At 67.5% G+C, this 22,207-nt stretch carries 18 protein-coding genes; 8 read left to right on the top strand and 10 right to left on the bottom strand.

All coding sequences use genetic code 11. The annotated features are described in order from the left end of the window. From F3J10_RS06015 to F3J10_RS06025, 3 genes are all read left to right on the top strand, one after another. The gene (locus F3J10_RS06015) at window positions 1-3,267 is read left to right on the top strand and encodes an efflux RND transporter permease subunit (protein ID WP_167241616.1); all 3,267 of its coding nucleotides are present in this window, start codon (window positions 1-3) and stop codon (window positions 3,265-3,267) included. Window positions 3,268-3,772: 505 nt separating this feature from the next. Continuing rightward, a complete protein-coding gene (locus F3J10_RS06020) occupies window positions 3,773-5,065 on the top strand; it encodes a carbohydrate-binding protein (RefSeq protein WP_240155402.1) in 1,293 nt (430 codons plus the stop codon). Between the two features lie 137 nt (window positions 5,066-5,202). Further along, entirely contained in the window at window positions 5,203-6,291 is a 1,089-nt protein-coding gene (locus F3J10_RS06025; protein ID WP_167241620.1) for a right-handed parallel beta-helix repeat-containing protein, read from the top strand. A gap of 28 nt (window positions 6,292-6,319) precedes the next feature. On the opposite strand, the gene F3J10_RS06030 is transcribed toward F3J10_RS06025, so the two are convergent. From F3J10_RS06030 to F3J10_RS06040, 3 genes are all read right to left on the bottom strand, one after another. After that, window positions 6,320-6,565, bottom strand: coding sequence for a hypothetical protein (locus tag F3J10_RS06030; RefSeq protein ID WP_167241622.1), 246 nt, complete (start codon window positions 6,563-6,565; stop codon window positions 6,320-6,322). 464 nt (window positions 6,566-7,029) lie between these two features. Continuing rightward, window positions 7,030-8,397 carry an autoinducer binding domain-containing protein gene (locus F3J10_RS06035; RefSeq protein WP_167241624.1) on the bottom strand — a complete coding sequence of 456 codons (1,368 nt, stop codon included), beginning with the start codon at window positions 8,395-8,397 and terminating at the stop codon, window positions 7,030-7,032. 215 nt (window positions 8,398-8,612) lie between these two features. Next, the gene (locus F3J10_RS06040) at window positions 8,613-8,966 is read right to left on the bottom strand and encodes a hypothetical protein (protein ID WP_105859356.1); all 354 of its coding nucleotides are present in this window, start codon (window positions 8,964-8,966) and stop codon (window positions 8,613-8,615) included. A 453-nt stretch (window positions 8,967-9,419) separates the two neighbouring features. On the opposite strand from F3J10_RS06040, the gene F3J10_RS06045 reads away from it, so the two are divergent. After that, the gene (locus F3J10_RS06045) at window positions 9,420-9,812 is read left to right on the top strand and encodes a TerB family tellurite resistance protein (RefSeq protein ID WP_167241626.1); all 393 of its coding nucleotides are present in this window, start codon (window positions 9,420-9,422) and stop codon (window positions 9,810-9,812) included. A gap of 37 nt (window positions 9,813-9,849) precedes the next feature. Here the strand turns inward: F3J10_RS06045 and F3J10_RS06050 are convergent, their stop codons facing one another. The 5 genes from F3J10_RS06050 to F3J10_RS06070 all read right to left on the bottom strand — a co-directional run bounded on the left by F3J10_RS06050 (window position 9,850) and on the right by F3J10_RS06070 (window position 16,108). Then, on the bottom strand, window positions 9,850-10,851 hold the full coding sequence (locus F3J10_RS06050) for a lysylphosphatidylglycerol synthase domain-containing protein (RefSeq protein ID WP_167241628.1): 1,002 nt from the start codon (window positions 10,849-10,851) through the stop codon (window positions 9,850-9,852). A 66-nt stretch (window positions 10,852-10,917) separates the two neighbouring features. Further along, window positions 10,918-12,195 carry a bacteriohopanetetrol glucosamine biosynthesis glycosyltransferase HpnI gene (hpnI, locus tag F3J10_RS06055; protein ID WP_240155404.1) on the bottom strand — a complete coding sequence of 426 codons (1,278 nt, stop codon included), beginning with the start codon at window positions 12,193-12,195 and terminating at the stop codon, window positions 10,918-10,920. A 6-nt stretch (window positions 12,196-12,201) separates the two neighbouring features. Beyond that, entirely contained in the window at window positions 12,202-13,623 is a 1,422-nt protein-coding gene (gene hpnJ, locus F3J10_RS06060; RefSeq protein WP_167241648.1) for a hopanoid biosynthesis associated radical SAM protein HpnJ, read from the bottom strand. Window positions 13,624-13,981: 358 nt separating this feature from the next. After that, window positions 13,982-14,932: an alpha/beta hydrolase gene (locus F3J10_RS06065; protein ID WP_167233693.1), complete on the bottom strand. Its 951-nt coding sequence runs from the start codon at window positions 14,930-14,932 to the stop codon at window positions 13,982-13,984. Window positions 14,933-14,974: 42 nt separating this feature from the next. Next, on the bottom strand, window positions 14,975-16,108 hold the full coding sequence (locus tag F3J10_RS06070; RefSeq protein ID WP_205200177.1) for an MFS transporter: 1,134 nt from the start codon (window positions 16,106-16,108) through the stop codon (window positions 14,975-14,977). Window positions 16,109-16,397: 289 nt separating this feature from the next. Between F3J10_RS06070 and F3J10_RS06075 the strand changes: the two genes are divergently transcribed. Both F3J10_RS06075 and F3J10_RS06080 read left to right on the top strand, forming a co-directional pair. Further along, window positions 16,398-17,255 carry an NAD(P)-dependent oxidoreductase gene (locus F3J10_RS06075; RefSeq protein ID WP_167241630.1) on the top strand — a complete coding sequence of 286 codons (858 nt, stop codon included), beginning with the start codon at window positions 16,398-16,400 and terminating at the stop codon, window positions 17,253-17,255. A gap of 154 nt (window positions 17,256-17,409) precedes the next feature. After that, complete coding sequence (locus F3J10_RS06080) at window positions 17,410-18,732, top strand: TIGR00366 family protein (RefSeq protein ID WP_025102032.1); 1,323 nt, start codon at window positions 17,410-17,412, stop codon at window positions 18,730-18,732. 60 nt (window positions 18,733-18,792) lie between these two features. On the opposite strand, the gene F3J10_RS06085 is transcribed toward F3J10_RS06080, so the two are convergent. Further along, complete coding sequence (locus F3J10_RS06085; protein WP_341773947.1) at window positions 18,793-19,395, bottom strand: TetR/AcrR family transcriptional regulator; 603 nt, start codon at window positions 19,393-19,395, stop codon at window positions 18,793-18,795. 347 nt (window positions 19,396-19,742) lie between these two features. Here F3J10_RS06085 and F3J10_RS06090 point away from each other — a divergent pair, with 347 nt between their 5' ends. Continuing rightward, window positions 19,743-20,699: an enoyl-CoA hydratase-related protein gene (locus tag F3J10_RS06090; RefSeq protein ID WP_167241631.1), complete on the top strand. Its 957-nt coding sequence runs from the start codon at window positions 19,743-19,745 to the stop codon at window positions 20,697-20,699. A 23-nt stretch (window positions 20,700-20,722) separates the two neighbouring features. On the opposite strand, the gene F3J10_RS06095 is transcribed toward F3J10_RS06090, so the two are convergent. Continuing rightward, a complete protein-coding gene (locus F3J10_RS06095; protein WP_167241632.1) occupies window positions 20,723-21,403 on the bottom strand; it encodes a TetR/AcrR family transcriptional regulator in 681 nt (226 codons plus the stop codon). A 172-nt stretch (window positions 21,404-21,575) separates the two neighbouring features. On the opposite strand from F3J10_RS06095, the gene F3J10_RS06100 reads away from it, so the two are divergent. Continuing rightward, complete coding sequence (locus F3J10_RS06100; protein ID WP_167241633.1) at window positions 21,576-22,202, top strand: permease; 627 nt, start codon at window positions 21,576-21,578, stop codon at window positions 22,200-22,202. The last annotated feature ends 5 nt before the right edge of the window (window positions 22,203-22,207 follow it).

Consider the following 22,207-nt stretch of genomic DNA (forward strand, 5'->3'; position numbering starts at 1 on the left):
ATGCCGCGCTTCTTTATCGATCGTCCCGTGTTCGCCTGGGTGATCCCGATCCTGATCTGCCTGATCGGCACCATCTCGCTGCTGAAGATGGGTATCGACTCCTATCCCGACATCGCGCCGCCGCAGGTGACGGTGACCGCCACCTATCCCGGCGCGAATGCCGCCACGCTCGAATCCACCGTCACCCAGGTGATCGAGCAGCAGCTCACCGGCATCGACAACCTGCTGTATTTCAGCTCGGCGTCGAACGGCAACGGCCAGGCCACCATCACGCTGAGCTTCGCCACCGGCACCAATGCCGACATCGCCGAGGTGCAGGTGCAGAACAAGGTCGCGCTCGCCGAGCCGCTGCTGCCCACCGAGGTGACGCAGCAGGGCCTGCAGGTGGCCAAGGCGAGCCCGGACATCCTGATGTTCCTGAGTCTGCAATCGAGCAACCCCGACATCGACGCGGCCCGCCTGAGCGACGTGATCGCCTCGCAGATCCAGCCGGTGATCGCGCGTATCAACGGGGTGGGCAATACCTTCATGCTCGGCGCCGAGTACGCGATGCGCATCTGGCTCGACCCGGACAAGCTGCAGGCCTATGGGCTGTCGACCACCCAGGTGCAGAACGCGGTCAGCGCGCAGAACGCGCAGTTCGCGACCGGTTCGGTGGGCGCCGACCCGGCCGTCAAGGGGCAGACGTTCACGGCGACGGTGTCGGGCGACACGCTGTTCTCCTCGCTGCAGCAGTTCCGCGACATCATCCTGCTGTCGAAGAACGACGGCACGGTGGTGCGCCTGGGCGACGTGGCGCGCATCACCTTCGGCGCGCAGACCTATGGCACCTCGGCCATCTACCAGGGCAAGCCGGCGGGCGGCCTGGGCATCTACCTGCTGCCCGGCGCCAACGCGCTGGCGGTGGCCAAGGCGGTCAAGGCCGAGATGGCGGTGCTCGCCAAGGACCTGCCCAACGGCGTCACCTGGGACGTGCCCTACGACACCACGCCCTTCATCACGGCCTCGATCCTCGACGTGGTCAAGACCCTGGTGGAAGCGATCGTGCTGGTGTTCTTCGTGATGCTGATCTTCCTGCAGAACATCCGCGCCACCATCATCCCGACCCTGGTGATCCCGGTGGCGCTGCTGGGCACCTTCATCGGCCTGTCGGCCCTGCATTTCTCGATCAACCAGCTGACCCTGTTCGGCATGGTGCTGGCGATCGGCATCGTGGTGGACGACGCGATCGTGGTGATCGAGAACGTCGAGCGCATCATGCGCGAGGAGGGGCTGGACCCACGCGCGGCCACCCGCAAGGCGATGGGGCAGATCACCGGCGCCATCATCGCGATCACCGTGGTGCTGGCCGCGGTGTTCGTGCCCTCGGCCCTGCAACCGGGCGCCACCGGCATCATCTACGCGCAGTTCGCGCTGACCATCGCCGTGTCGATGGCCTTCTCGGCCTTTCTCGCGATGTCGTTCACGCCCTCGCTGTGCGCCACCATCCTGAAGCATGACCGGCACGGCGAGCCGAACCTCGTGTTCCGCCGCTTCGAGTCGGGCTTCAACCGGCTCAGCGAGACCTACATCGGCCAAGTGGCGCGCGCGGTGCGCCATGTGCCGCGCTGGATGGTGGCCTTCGTCGCCGTCAGCGTGCTGGCCGGCTTCCTCTACACGCGGCTGCCGACCTCGTTCGTGCCCGACGAGGACCAGGGTTTCGTGCTCGCGCTGGTCAACCTGCCGCCCGGCTCGACGCTGCAGAACACCGACCGGGTCATGAAGGAGGTGCGCGAGCGCTTGAAGCACAGCGCGATCGGCAAGGATATCGACGACGTGTTCGGCATCGAGGGCTTCAGCTTCGTCGGCAGCAGCGAGAACGTCGGCATGGCCTTCATCAAGCTCACCGACTGGGGCCAGCGCTCGGAGACGGCCATGCAGCTGATCCCGAAGGCGAACGGGATCCTGCACGGCATCAACGACGCGCAGATCTTCGTGGTGAACCTGCCGACCATCCGCGGCCTGAGCCAGTTCGGCGGCGTCGACATGTACCTGCAGGCGCGCGCCGGGCAGTCCCGCGCGCAGCTCGGGCAGGCCGAGGGCATGCTGCTCGGCGCGGCCGCGAAGAGCGCGGTGCTGTACGGCATCCGGCCGAACTCGCTGCCCGAGGCGCCGCAGCTCAAGCTCTCGGTGGATCGTGTGCAGGCCGAATCGATGGGGCTGTCGCTGTCCGACGTCTACAACACCATCCAGATGGAGCTGGCGCCGTTCTACGTGAACCAGTTCACCTACGCGGGCCGCGTCAAGCGCGTCTACCTGGAGGCGGATGCGCCGTTCCGCATGAGCCTCGATGCGCTGGGCCATTTCTACACGCCGACCAATGCGAGCGCCTCCACCACCAGCGGCAGCACCGCCTCGGCCTCGGCCTCGAGTTCGGGCACGGTCAGCACCTCCACCGCGCCGGTCGATCCGTCCTCCAGCAACGCGGCGATCAGCCCGTACAACATGGTGCCGCTGTCGAGCGTGATCCACTCGGGCTGGAGCGTCGGCCCGCAGGCGCTGCCGCGCTACAACGGCTATTCCGCGGTCGAGATCGTCGGCAACGCCGCGCCGGGCTATTCGACCGGCCAGGCCATGCAGGCGCTGCAGCAGATCGTCGACAAGTCGCTGCCGCCGGGATTCGCCGCCGACTGGACCGGGCAGTCGTACCAGGAAATCATCGCCGGCGATTCGGCCACGCAGTTGATGCTGCTGTCGGTGGTGGTGGTGTTCCTGTGCCTGGCGGCGCTCTACGAGAGCTGGTCGGTGCCGGTCTCGGTGCTGCTGGTGGTGCCGCTCGGCCTGCTGGGGATGCTCTCGTTCTGCCTGCTGACGAATACGCCGAACGACATCTACTTCAAGATCGGCATGGTCACGGTGATCGGGCTGGCCGCGAAGAACGCGATCCTGATCGTGGAATTCGCGATCGAGGGGCAGGCCGAAGGCCTGACGCTGTACGACGCGGTGCTGCGCGCCGCGCGATTGCGGCTGCGGCCGATCCTGATGACCTCGATGGCCTTCATCCTCGGCGTGCTGCCGCTGGTGCTGTCCAGCGGGGCGGGCTCGACCTCGCGGCACGAGATCGGCATCGGCGTGATCGGCGGGATGCTGTTCGCCACGGCGCTGGGCGTGCTGCTGATCCCGGTGTTCTACGTGGCGGTGCGCCGGATGCTGGGCGACAAGCTCGACGAGGTGACCCACAAGCTGCGCCGACCGGACCCGGCGGATGGGGCCGAGGCCCGTTCCTGAGCGAGCCGCTTGCGATGCATTCCGGGACGATTCGCTTCATCGTCGACGGGATGCATCGCATCGATCTGGTTTCATGCTGGAGCCATGAAGCCGATCTGAATTGGTTAATAAGAAATAGAGTAAATAAGTGATCTGGAAAATAAATAAAATAAAATCCTGTCTCGGTAATAAATTCAATTTCCATTGATTGATCGACGCCCGTTCCGCGCCGATTTTACCTGGAGACCATCGCGCAATCATGTAACTACTTAACATGCCGAGCGTCCGATGGATAGGGCGGTCTGTAGTTTGTGAAGCAACTACATACACGCAGTTTCGAAGCCCGGTGCGAAACCGATCGATGAAAATCCGGAAAACCTGATATTCCTGTCAGCTTTCCGATTCCGGATAATCTTCAATAATGAAATGCCGCCATCGAATTCGATGGACGTGCGAAAAAAATCAAGAGGATCCGCGATTTCCATCCCTCTCCCATCGATCAGGAATACAAGAAATGAATATCAAAATGAAGAGAAAAAGTCTGGCGCTCCCGGCCCTGGTGCTGAACGCGGCGGCGGCCCTGCTGCTGTCGACGGCCGCCCCGCACGCGGCGATGGCCGCCGCGGCCTGGGCGCCGGATACCTTCTACGCCGCCGGCACCATCGTGACCTACAACGGCAGCGACTACCAGGCGACCGTCAACCAGACCGACTACACCGGCACCGGCTGGAACCCGACCGTGGCCTCGCTGTGGACGCTGGTCTCGGGCTCCGGCCCGGGCAACGGTGGGGGCGGCGGCACGGGGCCGGGCAACGGCGGCGGCAGCGGACCGGGAACGGGCTCGCCCACGGGCACGGCGGCCGGCTTCATCTACGGCCCGTACAAGGACACCTCGATCTCGCTGAACTGGAACACCAACACCATCTCCACCAACGTGACCGGCTCGCTCAAGCCGATCGCCTCGGCGCTGCCTACGGGCACCCACACGCTCACGCTGGCCTTCGCCAACGGTGAATGCGGCAGCGAGAACTGGGGCGGCGTGGCCGGCAATACGCTGGCTTCCGTCAACGTGCCGCTGCTGTCGGCCGCCAACGTCAACTACATCCTGTCGACCGGCGGCGCGGCGGGCGTCTTCACCTGCGGCACCGATGCGGGCATGACGACGTTCATCAACCGCTACGCGTCCAAGAACCTGGTCGGCATCGATTTCGATATCGAAGGGGGCCAGTCGCAGGCCGTGATCAACAGCCTGGTGCAGCGTGCCGCCAACGCCCAGCAGCAGTTCCCGAACCTGCGCTTCAGCTTCACGCTGCAGACCGTGGCCCCGGCCCCGAACGGCGCCACCCAGGCCACGTCCTGGGGCGCCAGCGCGCCGGACAGCTTCAACGTGCTCGGCGACTGGGTGATGCAGGCGATCAAGAGCTCGAACCTGAAGAACTACACCATCGACCTGATGACGATGGATTACGGTTCGGCCCTGCCGGGCAATTGCGTGCTGGTGGGCGGCGCCTGCCAGATGGGGCAGTCGGCCATCCAGGCGGCCATGAACCTGCATGATCACTGGGGCGTGCCGTACAGCCAGATCGAGATCACGCCGATGATCGGCGGCAACGATTCGGCCGGCGAGAGCTTCACGCTCTCCGATGCCGACGCGGTGTCGGCCTTCGTGATCAAGAACGGCCTGGCCGGCCTGCATTTCTGGTCCTTCGACCGCGATGCCGATTGCGCGCCGGGTACCGCCTCGCCGACCTGCAACACCATCGGCGGCGTCGGCACGCTCGGCTACAGCCTGCGCTTCGCCAAGGATCTCGGGCAGTAATGCGGTGATCCCGATGCCGGGGCCGATGGCGGCCCCGGCGTGACGCCGGCGGCCCTCGCATCGCGGGGCCGCCGTTTCCTCATCGTTGAAACGGCATCGCGGCCGGACGCGAGGTGGCCGCGTCATGAGGTGAGATCATGAAAACCAGACTGATTCCCTTCGTCTCGGCCGTGATGGCCTGGGCGACACTCGGCGCGACCGCGTCGATCGCGGCCACGCCGGGCGATTCGCCCGGCGCGCCGGCCGCCGCGGTGGCGCGGCCCGCGAATTCGCTCAATGTCGCCGATTACGGCGCGATCGGCGACGGCAGGAGCGACTGCACGCAGGCCATGCAGAACGCCTTCAACACGGCGGCCTCGCAGCACCGCGCGGCCTATATTCCGGCCGGCACCTACCTGCACAGCGCGGTCCTCACGCTCGGCGGCGTGACGGTGACGGGCGCCGGCGCCCAGACCATCCTGGTGGCGAGCAATCCGGACCAGGAGGCGCTCCAGCTCACCGGCAACGCGATGCTCTCCAATCTCGTGACTTCCACGCGCGCGCCCAACCGCAGTTCGCAGCCCCTGGCGGCCGCGATCGACGTGACCGGCGCGAACAACCGGGTCGAGCACGTCACCACGCTCGGCGCGGCATCGAACGGCATCCGCCTGGACGGCGCGAGCGGTGCGCAGATCGTCAGGAACCTGGTGGAAGGCAGCAATGCCGATGGCATCGCGCTGATGAACGGCTCGCTGAACAACACGGTCGACAGCAACGAGGTCTACCAGGCCGGCGACGATTCCTACTCGGACGACTCCTACACCTTCGACAGCCGGCAGGATTCCGGCAATCTATTCACGCACGACTACGCGCTGGCGAATGCCTATGGGCGGGGTTTCGCGCTGATGGGCCCGACCGGCGACACGATCCGGAACTCGGTGACGGACGGCTCGCAATGGATGGGCATCGTGGCCGGCACCGATTCGAACAGCCGGACTATGAACGGCTCGAACGACACGATCGCCGACAACCTGATCCTCAATGCCAAGGGCGACGCCGTCGCGGTGATGAGTGCCGGCGGCGCGCTGAGCCAGGGCGGCGCCGGGATGCGGATCTCGGGCAACGTTACGAGCGGCTCGGCGGCGTCGGTGCTCGGGTTCACGCCGGCCACCAACCTGGTCGACCGCAGCACGATCAGCAATTACCAGCCGGGCACCGGCGACGGTTCGCACAACGGCGGCGGCTGAGCGCGGCGCATCGTGCCGCGGCCCGGCTTCAGTCGCCGGCCGGCCGCGGCACCGCGCCGAACACCGTGCCGCGCGAGAGCGCGACGAGGATCTCGCGGGCGTAGTCGACCGAGGGCAGGGCGCGGCCGAAGTAGGCATCGAGCCCATGGGGATTGCGGCACCACAGGCCTTCGTCGTCGATATGGACGAAGGTGTGTGCGCATGCATCGATGCTGCGCTCGGCGGCCAGGAGGCGGACGAACTCGTGTGGATCGATGGGCTGGCTGGCGTTCAAGCGTTCGTCCCTTGCGGTTCGCTTCGGCGGATGGCCGGTACCCGCGCGAGGCGCGGCGGGCGCGGAAGAAAAATGTTGCGCGCATCGCGGCCCTCGCGGGCGTGAATGGGCGCAACGAGACCGCCTGATTCCGAGGATGGAAGCGTCAGAGCACACAGGCGGGACGCGAGCGAGAGGGTCTCGCGTCGAAACCGGGGACGGCGGCGCACCGGGCTGCCTTCGCGCCTCGACATGCCGGCCGGGCCAGGGATGGCGAGGGCAGGGAGCGACGAAGACGGTTCGGCCACGGGCGTTTCTCACACGTCGAAAGGGGGGCATGCCGGCGCGACGACCGGGGCGCGACGCAACGCGCCGGCGAGGCACCGCCGACGGTATCGCAATCGCTTGCAAGCGGAGGATTCTAGGCGCCCCGGATGCGGAGGTTCAACCCGCTTGAACCTCCGGCGAGGAAATGCTAGGCGCGATTATTGACGATTCAGGTGCGAGGCATCGAGCGCGCCCCAGGTGCCGGAACCGTCGCTGGGCCCCTCGCTCGACAGGTGCCCGGGCTCCCAGCCCGGCAGGCCCGCGGCCAGGCATTCCTGGCGCGTGGCCACGCTGGCGGTGTGATGCACGTCCACGCGCCGCATCACGTAGGCCGCGGAGCCGCCGCGCGGCTGGAAATAATGGCGGGCCGCCTCGGGATCCTTGAAGATCTGCGCGCGGTCGATGCCCGACGGGTTCAGTTGCGACCAGAATTGCGCGCCGTATTCCTCGCGCAGGAAGATGCCGTAGGTCTCGCTATAGACGATGTAGGCCACCTTGCGCTCGCCGATCGCCATCAGCAGGTTGTGCTTCTCGGCTTCGCGCACGGCCTCGCCGATCCGCGAGACCGAGAATTTCGCGCGGATCGCGGGCAGCAGCCGGTCGCGCAGCACCGTGTTGCCGATCTCGAGCGTGTCGGCGATCAGCTCGAGCGGGAATTGCCGCGACAGGCCGCTGAGCACGCGCAGCTCCTGCGAGCTCAGCCCAAGTTCGATGATCTTGTCCGATCGCGCGCGGCTTTCATACCACTCGAAGATCTCGCGCGAGAGCGTGCGGAACAGGGCGACGTTCCTGCGCAGCGGTGCCTCGCCCTCCTGCGAGGGCAGCGTGTCGTTGGCCACGTAGAGCACGCCGAAGCGTCGCGAGCGAGGTTCGTGGGCCGGCGCGGCCAGCCAGCTCTTCATGCCGTTCCCGCGCGCGAACTCGGCCATTTCACGCCAACTGCCGCCGAGGTTCTCGATCAGCCCGACATCGGAGGAAAAGCACACGCGCTGGGTTTTCCGCGCGTGGATCAGGAAGGGATCGGTCGAATACCAGCGGCGATGCACGTAGGTCTGCATGGCCTTCCCGAAGGCCGGCGAGAGGATGATGATTCGATACGCGCGGATTTCGCCTTCGTCGTCGGTGTCGACCAGGAAGTAGAACGCGGTGCTTGCCTTCAGCGCCAGGATGATGCTCCAGGCCTGCCTGGCGAGCCGGGCCTCGTCGGGCAGGTAGGCGATCTCGCCGATCGCCGACAGCGCGTCCGGCACGCTCGGGGCGGCTGCCGCGTCGGCCCGCTCCGACATGTCGAGCGCGATGTCGGCGATCCGCGGCCCCACCACGTGCTCGATGGCGGCGGCATGCGGATCGGCGCGCAGGAAGTCGAGCAAGGGCGCGCCGCCGGCGCAGATCGCCTGGGTCACGCGGAATTCGCTGCCGCCCGCGCCCGACATCAGCATGTCCCGTTCGACGAGGGTCCCGCCGTCCTGTTCGCGGAAGCGATAGGTAAAGGAATCGGCGCCGATCCTGAACGTGTTTTCAGCCATCTCTGCCTCGGAACCGCTTCATTTCAATTCGTAATCCGCGCGTGATTGCCGGCTCGCCGCGCGGGGCGATGCGCATGGTAACGCGATTGCGGCGCGCGAATCGGCCGGCAATGAAGGGGCTGGCGAGGGAGATGGGTTTCGAACAGGGAGAGGCTCGGGCGGGACGATGCGGCTGGACTGATCCAGGGCGCGCGGCGGCGGGCGCCGCCGGCGAATCAGCGCGCTTCGCCTTCCCGCCCGAGGCTGGTGAAGCTGGTATAGGCGCGCACGATGTCCTGCGGCTGCGTATCGTGGTCGGCGCTGAGGAACAGGCCGCGATAACCGCAGTAGATCTGCTTGCGCAGACGGCGCGCCAGTTCGACGATCGCCACCGCCACCTCGTGCAGGCCGACGGAAGCCGCCGCGGTGGTGATCACGTTGCCGTGCCGGTCGTGGGACAGCACCGCGAGGCTCAATTCGGCGGCGACGGGTTCGCCCGAATCATGCCGGCTCCATCCCATCACGGGCGTGCAACCGCCGCCCGGGCGACGAGACGGGAGCGGGGCGAGCTTGCCTGCCTCGGAATGCATGTTCTCCACGTGAGTCGGTCAATTCGTGATGGAAGGGGTGACGATGAAGGCAGATCGCAATGTCTTGCCCGAACGCACGAGGCGTCCTTCGCTGGGAGCATAGACGCTCGACCCGGTTTCGGGAGCTGTCATTAAATGCAGGGTGGATGCTTATTTTTCGGCGGGCGCGAAACAACTTCGGCTCGTCGTTCATGCCTTCCCGGTGTGCTTCGGGCGGGGGCGGGATTCACCCGTGCATCGCATGCCGGCGTCAGGCCTGGAAGCCAAAATGATACGCGGCCACGAAGCCGCGCGAGCATGAAAGATCTTGAAGAATCGTCAAGCCGACCAGCATGCCTGGATTCGGTTTTTACGAAGTGTCGTGACAATAATCTCTGCTTTTTCCGATATCCGGATTCGCCGACACTGATGCCTCACTCACGAGGCGGCATCCACCGCAAAGGAATCGGCAGCATGAGAAGCTATCCCCGCAACAGCCCCCAGGCGGCAGCCCGCATCGTGGCGCTGGTGCTGATAGCGGACGGTCATATCGATCGTCGCGAGGAACAGGTGATCGAGACGCTGGGCATTGCCCGCAAGCTCGGGCTCGGCGCGGCCGAATTCGAGTGCATCGTGCAGGCCTTGTGCGAGGACCAGGCGCTCGGCCAGGCTTCGTCCGGCACCCTCTCGGCCGTTCTCGACCCGGCCTCGCTCAAGCCGCTGCTCGCCGAAATCGACGATCCCAAGCTGCGCAAGCGGACCATCGAGCAGTGCCTGGCGGTGGCCTCGGCCGATCGACACCTGGCGGATGCCGAGATCGTGGTGCTGGCGGCGATCCTCGACGCCTGGACGCCGCGCCCGCATTGAGGCCGACGGGGTGGCACGCGTCGATGGCGCGCCGGGCTCAGGCCGGGCGCGAGGTCTCGGCGACCCGGGCCCGGCGCGCGCGCCATTCCGCGAGCTGCCAGACCGCCAGCCCCGGCAAGTAGAACAGCAGGTCGCGCAGGCGTCGCGCGCCGGCCAGCGCGAGGCACAGGGCGGGATCGAGGCCGAACAGGCCGCCGATCACCACGAAGCCGCCTTCCTGGATGCCGATCCCGGCCGGCACCAGGAAGGCCATGCTGCTGAGGAACTGGATCAGCGCCTCGATCGCCATCGCGTCGACGAAGCCGGCCTGGGCGCCGAGCGCATGCAGGGCGAGCCAGATCTCCAGCGAAAACCCCATGAATTGCAGGGTCTGCCAGATCAGCAGGTAGCGCAGCACCATGCCGGTATTGCGCCACAGCAGCATCACGGCGAGATCGATGCGCGCGGCCGAGGCGCCGATGCGCTCGACGAAGCCGCCGCTGGTGACGCGATTGAGCATGCCCGCCAAGCGCCGGAAGGGCCGCGCGTGCTGCACGGCCGCGAACAGGGCCAGCACCGGCACCGCGAGGGCCAGCCCGGCGAGGATCTGCCGGAACGTGTCGCCGCTGCCCGCGCCGTTGCCGTGCAGCAGCCAGGCGCAGGCGAGCAGGGCGAACGCCAGCTGGCTGATCAGGGTGAGCTGCATGTCCACCACCAGGCTGGCGATGGCGGCGCTCGGGCCGATCCGCAGCCCGCGCAGCAGCCGGAACGACACCACCTCGCCGCCGATCCGCGCCACCGGCAGCAGCCCGTTGATCGATTCGCGGATCAGCACCAGTTTCAGCATGGTGGCGAGCGGCGGGCGGCGCGTGGGACGCAGCAGCAGGCGCCAGTCGGCGGCGTTGGCGAGCATCGGCAGGCCATGCGCGGCCGCGGCGATCAGCAGGCCGCCGCCGGCCTCGCGCAACAAGGCCAGGATCGCCTCGGGCCGGTCGCGGCAGATCAGCCAGACGGCGATGGCGAGCCCCAGGGCCGCGGCGACGGCGCCGATCGATTTCATCTCAGCGCGGCCTCGCGGCGCCGATCCGAGCCGGCGCGGCGACCTGGCGGCAAGCGCAACGCGCGCTCACTCGTCCAAGCGCGGCGAGAGGCGGCCGCCCGGATCGACGCGAAAGCGCCGGCCGCGCCAGACCACGTCGCTCAGGCCGAAGCTCGCGACGTAGATCAGGAATTGCATCAGGTCGTAGAGCGGCAGGCAGGCCCAGTCGCTGAAGGGCTGGCCGAACACGCGATCGACGCGCCACTTGAGCATCCAGCGCGAGAGCAGGGCCGCGCCGGCCAGCAGCCAGGCGTGCTCGCTGCCGCCCGAGGCGAGCACGGCGAGCAGTGCGAAGGGCAGCGGATGCATCAGCGCGGCGCCGAGATGGCCGAGCGGATCGGCGGCGCGGATGGTGCGGCTCCAGCGCGATTCGTGCGTGAAGTAGATGCGCGAGCTCGCCTCGACGCAGGCGTGGTCGACCAGCAGCGGCGGGATCGCGACCAGCGCGCCGGTGGCGCGCACCGCCTCGCCGATCGCGTGGTCCTCGGCGAGATGATGGACGTAGTGGCCGAGGCCGCCGATCCGGTTCAAGGTGGCGCGATCGATCGCGATGGTCTGGCCGAAGCAGGGGCGCGCGAGCCCGGTGGCCAGCCCGATCACCACGCCGGGAAAGAAGGCGTAGTTGGTCGAGGCGGCCGAGGCGCGCGGCCAGAAGCCGGGCGCGCTCACGCCGCGATAGGCGCTGGTGACGAGCCCGACGCCGGGCAACTGCAGCGTGCCGACCACGATGCCCAGGTAGTCGCGTCCGACCCGCACGTCGCTGTCGGCGAAGCAGAGCAGGTCGTGGCGAGCCTGCTCCAGCATGTTGACCAGGTTGGATATCTTGCGGTTGGGGCCGTACAGGCGCGCGTCGACGACGGTGGCGATATCGGCCGACGGATAGCGCGCACGCAATTCGGCGATGGCATGCAGCGCCGGATCCTCGGCATCCTGCACGCCGAACACGTATTGGATCGGGCCGGGATAATCCTGTTCGAGGAAGCTGGCGAGATGCTCGACGAGCCGCCATTCGTCGCCATGCAGCGGCTTCATCAGCGTGACGGGCGGGAAGTCGGCCGGCGCCGCGCGCGGCCGTGCCAGGAAGCGGCCGACCAGCGAGGCGGACAACAGCGTGTAGGCGACGCCGAAGGCGGCGCAGGCGGAGACCAGATCGACCACGATCCGCTGCACCTCGGCGGCCGGCACCCGGTGCGCGGCGATCAAGGCGGTCATCGTGACCAGTGCGATCAGCGCGACCGGCATCGCGTGGGAAATCCGCCGCAGCGCGGCGGCGCGCAGGGTGTTGAGCGATTCGCGCTCCAGCATGGCGGCTCAGGCCTCGTGCGCGCGCAGGAATCGGAAGAACTCGACGCCTTCGCGCAGGCGCCGCTTCATCATCTCCCAGCTGCCCAGCATCTCGCGCACGATCTCCCAGATCTTCGCGGGCCGGAAATAGAAGGCCCGATAGAAGTGCTCGAGCTCGTGATAGATGTCTTCCTTCGACAGGTGCGGATAACCGATCGCGGCGAGCTGCACGCCTGCCTTGCTGACCAGGTTGATGGTCTTGTTCTCCTCCAGCCAGCCGTTCTCGATCGCCTGCTCGTAGAGCCGCGTGCCCGGGTAAGGCGCCGCCAGCGAAACCTGGATCGTGTGCGGATTGATTTCCTTCGCGTATTCGATGGTCTTCCGAATGGTGTCCCTGGTCTCGCCGGGCAGGCCCAGGATGAAGGTGCCGTGGATCTTGATGCCGAGCTTCCTGCAGTCCTCGTTGAAGCGGCGCGCGATATCGGTGCGCAAGCCCTTCTTGATGTTCAGCAGGATCTGGTCGTCGCCCGATTCGTAGCCCACCAGCAGCAGGCGCAGCCCGTTCTCCTTCATGATCTTCAGCGTCGCGTACGGCACGTTCGCCTTGGCATTGCAGGACCAGGTCACGCCGAGCTTGCCGAGCCCGCGCGCGATCTCCTCGACGCGCGGCTTGAAGTCGGTGAAGGTGTCGTCGTCGAACATGATCTCCTTCACTTCCGGCATGTTGTCGCGAATCCACTTCACCTCGGCCAGCACGTTCTCGACCGAGCGCACGCGGTAGCGATGGCCGCCTACCGTCTGCGGCCACAGGCAGAAGGTGCACTTCGAGCGGCAGCCGCGGCCGGTGTAGATCGACACATAGGGGTAGTTCAGGTAGCCGATGAAGTAGTTGTCGATCTTCAGGTCGCGCTGGTACACCGGCGCCACGAACGGCAGCGCATCCATGTCCTCGATCATCGGGCGCGCGCCGTTGTGCTCGATCGCGCCGTCGGCAGCGCGGTAGCTCAGGCCGAGGATGTCGGCGAAGGGCTTGCGTTCGGCCACGTCGCGGCAGGTGTAGTCGAATTCCTCGCGGCAGACGAAGTCGATCGCGTTGGACGCCACCAGCGAGTTGTGCGGATCGACGGCCACCTTGGCGCCGACCATGCCGATCAGCATCGAGGGCTTGCGCTGCTTGAGGTCTTGCGCGAAGGCCGCGTCGGTCGGGAACGAGGGCGTGCTGGTGTGGATGATCACCAGCTCGTAGTCGGCGGCGATCTCCAGCGTCTGCGCCACCGACAAATCGTCGGCGGGCGCGTCGAGCACGCGGCTGCCGGGCACCAGGGCGGCGGGCTGGGCCAGCCAGGTGGGATACCAGAACGAGCGGATCTCGCGCTTGGCCTGGTAGCGCGAGCCGGCGCCGCCGTCGAAGCCGTCATAGGACGGCGCCTGCAGGAACAGCGTCTTCAGGACAGGCACCTCGGTTTGCGCGCCGGATACGGCGAGCGGGGCATGGCTGGCTACGGTCGGGGCTTGGGACATGGCTGGCGTTCGCTGTCGTGGGTGGCGCGATATCGAAGCATCGCGTGGATACCGCGTTTCGTTCGCGATCCTACGAAGGCGAACCTGAAGACAAGCTTAAGGTCGCTTGATGACAGCTGTTCCAGCCAGAATCCTTGTCGCCGGGTTACGAAGCGCGAGTCGACGTCGGATCGATGTAATGAAATATTCACGCATTCGAAATGCGGATGCGTTTCGTCCGTGCTCGATACCGGATCCTAGACGGCTACCCGGCTGCCCGGCTGGATCGCTCGGGCAGCCGCTCGCATCAGGGCGCGTCGAGGAAGTCGATCACGGCCTGGTTCAGCGGTGCCGCGCATTCCTCCGGCAGCCAGTGGCCGCAATCGGGCAGCACGCGGCCGCTGACTTGCGTCGCGTAGCGGCGCAACTGGTCGGCCTCGAACTGGCCGAGTCCGCCATGGCCGCCGCCGCCGATCGCCAGCATCGGCATCGTCAGCTTGCTGCGCGACAGCTCCGCGTTGTCCAGCACGTCCTGGTTCAGCTCGCGGTAATAGCCGAAGGCGGCGCGCAGGCTATGCGGCTTGCTGTAGGAGCGCGCGTAGCGGTCGAGCAGGGCCGGCGTGAACACCGCCTGGTTGCTGGCGTGCTTCTTGATGAAATGCTCGAAGAAGAAGCGCTGCTTGCCGGCGATCAGGGTTTCGGCCAGGTCGCCGTCGGCGGCGAAGAAGCTGAAATGCCAGACCAGCGATTCCCCTTGCGGCGTGAAGGCCGGGAACGAATAGATCGATTCGTCCGGAATCGGCGCCTCCATGTAGACCGCGCGGCGGATGTCCTCGGGATGCCGGACCAGCATCGGATAGGTGTTCCAGATGCCGATGTCGTGCGCGACCAGATCGAAGGGGCGCTGGCCGCTGAACCGCAGCGCCAGTTGATGCAACAGCGGCGCGACCTCGGTGGCGCGATACGAGCCGGGTTCGGCGGATTGCCCCAGCCCCGGCAGGTCGGGAGCGACCACCGTGTGATTGCGGGCGAGTTCCGGCATCAACTGGTGCCATTCGTACCAGGTCTGGCCGAAGCCATGCACCAGGTAGACGAGCGGGCCGCTGCCGCCCTTCACGTAGTGCAGGCGAACGCCGTCGATGGTCTGGTAGCCGCTGGTGAAGCCGGGCGGCAAGGGGAACTCATCGGCCGCGAACGAGGGGCCGGCGAGCAGCAGTGACAGGGTGAAGCCAATGCCTTGCAACAGGCGTCGAAACATGATGAAGACTCCTTATGAAAAAAGTGAAGTGGATCGAATGACTCAGTGCCCGTCGGTATGGCGTGGACCGGGCCGGAAACCATGGGCGCTGCCGCACCAGGCCGTGACGAAACCGATCGCGAGCAGCAGCACCAGCGCGGGCGCGAACGAGGCCGCGCCCCAGGCATCGAGCAGCACGCCGCCGAGCAGGCCGCCGCCGGCGATCGCGCCGTTCCAGGCCACCACGTTCATCGACAGGGCGACGTCCGCGCCGTCGCCGGCGTTATCGGCCAGCGCGGTTTGCAGCAGGGTCGCGGCACCGCCGAAGCTCAGCCCCCAGGCGGCCGCGCCGCCATAGAGGACGGCCGGCAGCGTGGCGAACCCGGCGAACAGCAGCGCGACCAGCGCGAAGCCGGCCAGGCTGGCCAGCACCGCGGCGCGCAGGTGCCGGTCGACCAGCCGGCTGGTGACGGCGATGCCGGCCAGCGCGGCCAGCCCGAACACCAGCAGCACCAGGTCGACATGGCGGGCCTGGCCGGCCAGGGCCGCGAACGGCGCGACATAGGTGTAGAGCAGGTTGTGCGCGAGCATCCAGGCGATCACCACGCCGAGCACGCGGCGCACGCCCGGCGTGACGAGGACCTTGCGCAAGGGCAGCCGTTGATGCCCGGCCTGCCCGGGGTAGTCGGGCACCTTGGCGAGCACCCAGGCGATCAGCACCAGGCTCAGCACCGACATGATCGCGAACGCGCTGCGCCAGCCGATCGCGCCGCCCAGCCAGGTGCCCAGCGGCACGCCCAGCGACAGCGCGATCGGCGTGCCGACCATCGCCACGGCCATCGCGCGGCCTTGCTGGCGCACCGGCACCATGCGACGCGCGTAGCCGGCCAGCAGGCTCCAGGCGAGGCCGGCCGAGGCGCCGGCCAGCAGGCGCGCGAGCAGGGTCAGCGCGTAGTTGGTGGACAGCGCGGTGAGCGAGTTGAACACCAGGAAGCCGGCCAGCGTCAGCAGCAGCACCTTGCGGCGGCGCCAGCGCTGCGTGGCGATGGTCAGCGGAATGGCGGCCAGCAGCGAACCGGCCGCGTAGGCCGTCACCGTCTGCCCGGCCAGCGAGGTGGAGATGTCCAGGCCGGCCGCCATCTGCGGCAGCAGGCCCGCCGGCAAGGTCTCGGTCATGATGCAGACGAAGCCGGTCATCGCCAGCGCCAGCAGGGCGGCCAGCGGCAGGCGAGCGGATCCGGCTTGCGTGGTGGTGGGGGAACTCAGGGTGGTCACGGTCTTGGTTTCCGGTCGTTGATGATAAATACATACCATTCGATACAGAAATGGACGAACGTCGGCCGCGACGCATTGGCGGCTGCGGTGATGCAAGTCTTATTTATGTATCGATCGGTAAACTAAAGACGATGCCTCGCCTTGTCAATGATATATGTATCACTTAGTATAAATATCTCGCGAACCACCCACTCATCGATCGGGAGAAGCAATGGAAATCAGCATACTGGGCCTTGGCGCCATGGGACGCGCGATGGCGCGCAATCTGGTTGCGGCCGGCCATCACGTGAAGATCTGGAACCGCTCGGGCGGGGCGGTCGACGGGGCGAGCGCGGTGGACGCGCCCACGCAGGCACTGCAGGCGGACCTGGCCATCACCATGCTGGCCGACGATGCCGCGATTCGCGAGGTGCTGCTCGACCAGGGCGTGCTGTCCACGGCACGCGGCGGTCTGGTGCACGTGGTGGCCTCCACCATCTCGGTATCGCTGTCGCGCGAACTGGTCGGCCATCACCGCGCGGCGGGCATCGATTACGTGGCCGCGCCGGTGCTGGGGCGGCCCGACGTGGCCGCGGCCGGCGAACTGAATATCCTCGCCGCCGGTGCGCCCGCGGCACTGGACAAGGCCAGGCCGGCGCTCGAGGTGCTCGGCAAGCGCATCTGGGACATGGGCGAGGCGCCGCCCACCGCCCATGCGGCCAAGATCGCCTGCAACATGATGATCACCATGGCGATCGAGGCGATGGCCGAGGCGGTGGTGCTGACCGAGGGCAACGGCCTGGAGCGCGAACGCTTCTTCGACCTGATCCTGGGCACGCTGTTCGGCAGCCGTTCCTACCAGGTCTATTCGGGCAACATCCTGCGCGAGCAGTACGAGCCCGGATTCAAGGCCCGGCTGGGCCTGAAGGACCTGCGCCTGGCCGGCGCGGAAGCCGAGGCGCTGGACCGGCAGTTGCCGATGCTCGATGCGGTCAGGCAGCAGATGAGCCGGGCCGTGGAGGCCGGCGGCGGCGAGCGCGACTGGTCTATCATGGCCGACTACACGATCCGCGCGAAAGAGCGGGGCTAGCCGTCGGTTCGGGAGGTGCGGACGGGGCACCGGAGGGCGTCGAGGGGCACGGCGAACACGGGCCGACGCGCAGGCGAGAGCGGACGTATGATGTCGCCTTCGTTTGCGCCGTACCCAACAAAGCACCGATATCGACACCCTCGGAGGAGACCCCGTGATTTCCCGTATTTCCCGCTTTTTCACCCAGATCGTGCACAAGGTCCTGCCGGATCCGCTGATTTTCGCGATCTTTCTCACGGTCGTCACCTTCGTGCTGGCGTTCTCGCTCACGCCGAAGGCGCCGGCCGAACTCGTGCTGCTGTGGGGCAGCGGGTTCTGGAACCTGCTCGCCTTCACCATGCAGATGGCGCTGATCCTGGTGACGGGCCATGCGCTGGCCAGCTCCGGGCCGGTCAAGCGCCTGCTGGTGGCGCTGGCCAGCTCGCCGAAGACGCCGGCCGGCGGCGTGATGCTGGTCGCACTGGTGGCCGGCATCGCCTGCGCGATCAACTGGGGCTTCGGCCTGGTGCTCGGCGCGATGCTGGCGCGCGAGGTCGCGCGGCGCGTGCCCGGCTCCGACTACCGGCTGCTGGTGGCCTCGGCCTACATGGGCTTCCTGACCTGGCACGGTGGTTTGTCCGGCTCGGTGCCGCTGGTGGCGGCCACCAAGGGCAATCCGATGGAGAAGCTGGTCGGCCTGATTCCGGTGTCGCAGACCATCTTCACCGGCTACAACGCCTTCGTCACGATCGGTCTGATCGTGATGCTGCCGATCCTGGCGCGCCTGATGATGCCCAAGCCGCATGAAGTGGTGTCGATCGATCCGAAGCTGCTGGAGGAGGCGCCGAGCTTCGAGCGCGTGCTGGGGCCGAACGCGACCTGGGCCGAGCGCATGGAGGAGAGCCGCCTGCTGTCGCTGCTGGTCGCGCTGCTGTGCGTGGTGTTCCTGGTGATCCGTACTCGCACCAAGGGTTTCGTGCTCGACATCGACACCGTCAACCTGGTGTTCCTCGCCGCGGGCCTGGTGCTGCATCGCACGCCGATGGCCTATGCACGCGCGATCGGCGCGGCCGCGCGCGGCGCCGGCTCGATCATGATCCAGTTCCCGTTCTATGCCGGCATCCAGGCGCTGATGGATCATTCGGGGCTGGCCGGCGTGATCACCAAGTGGTTCGTCGACGTCGCCAACGTGCACACCTTCCCGCTGCTGGCCTTCCTGAGCTCGGCGCTGATCAATTTCGCGGTGCCCTCGGGCGGCGGCCACTGGGTCGTGCAGGGGCCCTTCGTGATGCCGGCCGCGCAGGCGCTGGGCGCCGATCTCGGCAAGTCGGCGATGGCGATCGCCTACGGCGAGGCCTGGACCAACATGGCCCAGCCGTTCTGGGCGCTGCCTGCGCTGGCGATCGCCGGGCTCGGCGTGCGCGACATCATGGGTTACTGCGTGACGGCGCTGTTGTTCTCGGGTGTGGTGTTCGTCGCCGGCATGTATCTGTTCTGATTCCGGCGGGCGGGGCCGGCAGCCACGCTGGTGGCTCGCCGGCTCGCATCCACGTCGGACTCAAGCCTTGGCGGCGTCCCAGACGGTCAGGACCTGCGTGATCGCGGCCTCCATCGCCGCGTGGCGCACGCCGTCGCGCGCCAGGGTGCTCAGGCCGAGCAGGAAGCTGTCGAACACGGCCGACAGCGCGGCGGCCGCCACCTCGGCGCGCAACTCGCCGCTGGCGATGCCGCGCTGCACGCAGGCGACGAAGCCGTTGCGGGTGCGCGTGCGCGACTGCTTCAGCGAGGCGGTCACGCCGGCGTGCTCCTCGGACGGCGCGCTCATCACCCCCAGCGCCACCATGCAGCCCTTCGGATGGCCGCGCTCGCACTGCATCTTCGCCGAGCGGCGCAATGCCGTCTCGATCGCCTCGCGCGGCGGCAACGCGCTATCCCACAGACACTCCGTCACCTGCGCATAGGTGCCCAGGTAGCGCTGCACGCATTCCTGGAACAGCGCTTCCTTCGAGCCGAAGGCCGCGTAGAAGCTCGGCGCGGAAATCCCCGTCGCGATGCCGGCCTTGAGCTGGCTCAGCGAGGTGGATTCGTAGCCGTTCTCCCAGAACAGATGCATTGCGTCCTCGATCGCCTGGTCGCGATCGAAGGTACGGGGACGCCCCATGCTTGCCATGTCGAACTCCGCAAAGACGATTCGACATAGATACTAAACGATATGGAAGTCGCTGGCGATGGCCCGATCGAGGTCGGCAGCCGGGTTGCGCATGCTTTTTGTCGATGTGGTACTGTGCGGTACCGTAGCTCGCCTCGCACTGCCGGATGACGGGACGAAGCGCTTTCCTGCCGCGATCGGGCAGTCTGTCGGCGTGTTTGAAAGCGTATCGAAAGACCTCTTCCTCAGGAGTCCTCTGATCAATGGCGAGGCGAGGGCGATGTCCGATTCTCGTCCCGGAGCGGGCATCGATACGCCGATGTATTTCGACCTTTTTCACCATCGACAGGAGATGGAGCATGACCGATTTGAACGATCGCGCCCGGCGCGGCTTCCTGAAAACCGCCGCGGTGCTGGGCGGCACGTCCGCGCTGGGCGCGCTGTCCGGGCCGGCTCAGGCGCAGGGCGTGGCGCCGGGCATCACGCCGACGCCCGAGGTGGCGCCCACCCGGCTCGACGAGGTGCCGCTCGCCTCGGGCGCCAAGCTGAGCGTCGAGCGACGCGGGCAGGTCGTGCTGCTCGGCATCAACCGCCCGGCGAACCAGAACCGTGTGGATCCGGAAACCTTCGAGCTACTGGCCGAGGCCTATTACCGCTACAACCACGATCCCTCGCTGCGGGCCGCGGTGCTGTTCGGACATGGCGAGCAATTCTCGCGCGGCATCGATATCGACGGCTTCCGCGCGCTCGGCAACAAGACGCCGATCGCGCTGAGCGGCACCATCAACCCGCTCGCGACCACGCCCAGCCCGCGCCTGACCAAGCCGCTGGTGGCGGTCGCGCATGGCGACACCTGGGACATGGGCCACGAGTTGTTCCTGGTGGGCGACATCCGCGTCGCGGCAGCCGATACGCGCTTCGGCCAGGACGAGAACACCCATGGCCGCTTTCCAGGCGGCGGCTCGACCGTGCGTTTCGTGCGGGAAGCGGGCTGGGGCAACGCGATGCGCTACATCCTGACCGGCGATCACTGGAGCGCGGAGGAGGCGTATCGGATGGGCACGGTGCAGGCGATCGCGCCCGATGCGAAGGCGGCGCTCGAACTGGCGGTGCAGATCGCCGGCCGGATCGCGGCCTGCGGGCCGCTGGGCATCCAGGCCTCGCTCGCCTCGGCGCACCTGGCGATCGACCCGGCCGAGAACGCCGCGCTGTTCAAGCTGACCGAGCAGTATCGCGGGCTGTTCCAGTCGCAGGACTTCGTGGAAGGGCGCCGCGCGGAACTCGAGGGGCGCCAGCCCGTGTTCCAGGGCAAGTGAGCGCCTGAACGACGCTCAGGCGTTCAGGCGCCCACGTTGCGGCGCGCGCGCGGCGCCGGCTTGCCATGCAGGCGCATGAAGGCCGCGGCTGCCTGGCGTGCCTGCTCGGCCAGCGCCTCGGCCGAGGGCCGCGGCGCCACGCCGAGCAGCAGGTCGGTGCGCAGGTCGTTCCAGGCGAGCGCGAGGAACTCGGCCGCCATCGCGGCTGCCTCGCCCTCGCCGAGCAGCGCATCCTGTTGCGCTTGCGCCAGCCACGTCGTCAGCGCCTGCTGCGAGGCCTTGCGGCCGATCCGGTCGAGCGTCCGGGCGATTTCCGGCGCGCGCGCCACCTCGGCGATCGCCAGGCGGTAGATGGTGATGATGATCGGATCGGTGACCTCGACCAGCAGCCGCGAGGCGAAGCTCGCGAGCACCTTTTCGAGCATGGCGGCGGAGGTGGCGCGCGGCAGCGCGGCGCCCAGGTTCATGCGCTGGCCGCGGCCCTCGATGCAGGCCAGCAGCATGTCCTGCTTGTTGCTGAAGTTGGCGTAGATGTCGCGTTTCGAGACCTTGGCCTGGGTGGCGATCGCGAGCGTGCTGGCGCTCTCGTAGCCCTTCTCGGCAAAGATCCGGAAGGCCGCCTCGATGATGCGCTGGCGGGGGGAGCGTTCGCTGCCTGCGTCCTCGGTATCGGGCGCGAGGTTCGCCTCCTGGTCGGCTGTCATGGCGGGTTCGGTGAGGGCGTCGCGATGCGGCAGCGATGCGTGTTCGAGGGAAGCGGCGCCGGCGGGCCGGCGGGTAGCGCCCATTATAAGAGCGAGTCGGCAAGCGAATGCGCCGGCTGCTCGTCGATGCAACAGATCCGGCGCGAGGCGCCGGACAACCAGGAGCATGACCATGAATCATTCCACCGGAATCGACCTGCGCCGCGGCACACGCGTGCTGCTCGCCGTCCTTGTCCTGTGGGGGCTGGCCGTGGCGGGCGCCGCGCTCACCGGTCTCTACAGCCTGCTGCCGTCGCTGTCGCTGGCGGTGCTGATCGCGCTGGGCATCGTCGTGCCGGTGGCGATCTATGCGATGTCGCGAGGGTTTCGTGCCTATATCGCGGCGCTCGGCTTGGGGCCGCTCACCAGCTTCCATATCTGGCGGATCGGCGCCGCGCTGGTGTTCTTCTGGTACGGCGGGCACGACCTGCTGCCGGAAGCCTTCGTCCGCAACGCCGGATGGGGCGATTTCATCGCGGGCGTGCTGGCCTTGCTGGTCACCTTGCTGCCGGCCAGCCGCGGGCGTTACCTGATGTTCCACCTGTTCGGCTTCGCCGATTTCGTGGTGGCGGTGGGCACGGGCCTGACCTTCTTCCTGCTGCACGATCCGCGCATGGCCAATATCCAGACGCTGCCGATGGCGCTGATTCCGCTGTACGGCGTGGGCATTTCGGGGGCGAGCCACCTGATGGCCTTCGATCTGCTCAGGCGCGGCGCGCGGGGCGGGCGCTCTTGCAAGCGCGCCGCCATCGAGGCGTAGCGGCG

The sequence above is a fragment of the Burkholderia sp. Cy-637 genome (assembly GCF_011753175.1).
In the GTDB taxonomy this organism is placed as follows: domain Bacteria; phylum Pseudomonadota; class Gammaproteobacteria; order Burkholderiales; family Burkholderiaceae; genus Burkholderia; species Burkholderia gladioli.

What these genes read in the sequence shown, in the direction of transcription:
- F3J10_RS06085 (WP_341773947.1), bottom strand. Translation starts at nt 19,395, where the DNA reads ATGGGGCGTCCCCGTACCTTCGATCGCGACCAGGCGATCGAGGACGCA.
- F3J10_RS06075 (WP_167241630.1), top strand. Translation starts at nt 16,398, where the DNA reads ATGGAAATCAGCATACTGGGCCTTGGCGCCATGGGACGCGCGATGGCG.
- F3J10_RS06040 (WP_105859356.1), bottom strand. Translation starts at nt 8,966, where the DNA reads ATGCATTCCGAGGCAGGCAAGCTCGCCCCGCTCCCGTCTCGTCGCCCG.
- F3J10_RS06050 (WP_167241628.1), bottom strand. Translation starts at nt 10,851, where the DNA reads ATGAAATCGATCGGCGCCGTCGCCGCGGCCCTGGGGCTCGCCATCGCC.
- F3J10_RS06065 (WP_167233693.1), bottom strand. Translation starts at nt 14,932, where the DNA reads ATGTTTCGACGCCTGTTGCAAGGCATTGGCTTCACCCTGTCACTGCTG.
- F3J10_RS06015 (WP_167241616.1), top strand. Translation starts at nt 1, where the DNA reads ATGCCGCGCTTCTTTATCGATCGTCCCGTGTTCGCCTGGGTGATCCCG.
- F3J10_RS06025 (WP_167241620.1), top strand. Translation starts at nt 5,203, where the DNA reads ATGAAAACCAGACTGATTCCCTTCGTCTCGGCCGTGATGGCCTGGGCG.
- F3J10_RS06100 (WP_167241633.1), top strand. Translation starts at nt 21,576, where the DNA reads ATGAATCATTCCACCGGAATCGACCTGCGCCGCGGCACACGCGTGCTG.
- F3J10_RS06095 (WP_167241632.1), bottom strand. Translation starts at nt 21,403, where the DNA reads ATGACAGCCGACCAGGAGGCGAACCTCGCGCCCGATACCGAGGACGCA.
- hpnI (WP_240155404.1), bottom strand. Translation starts at nt 12,195, where the DNA reads ATGCTGGAGCGCGAATCGCTCAACACCCTGCGCGCCGCCGCGCTGCGG.
- F3J10_RS06090 (WP_167241631.1), top strand. Translation starts at nt 19,743, where the DNA reads ATGACCGATTTGAACGATCGCGCCCGGCGCGGCTTCCTGAAAACCGCC.
- F3J10_RS06045 (WP_167241626.1), top strand. Translation starts at nt 9,420, where the DNA reads ATGAGAAGCTATCCCCGCAACAGCCCCCAGGCGGCAGCCCGCATCGTG.
- F3J10_RS06070 (WP_205200177.1), bottom strand. Translation starts at nt 16,108, where the DNA reads ATGACCGGCTTCGTCTGCATCATGACCGAGACCTTGCCGGCGGGCCTG.
- F3J10_RS06035 (WP_167241624.1), bottom strand. Translation starts at nt 8,397, where the DNA reads ATGGCTGAAAACACGTTCAGGATCGGCGCCGATTCCTTTACCTATCGC.
- F3J10_RS06020 (WP_240155402.1), top strand. Translation starts at nt 3,773, where the DNA reads ATGAAGAGAAAAAGTCTGGCGCTCCCGGCCCTGGTGCTGAACGCGGCG.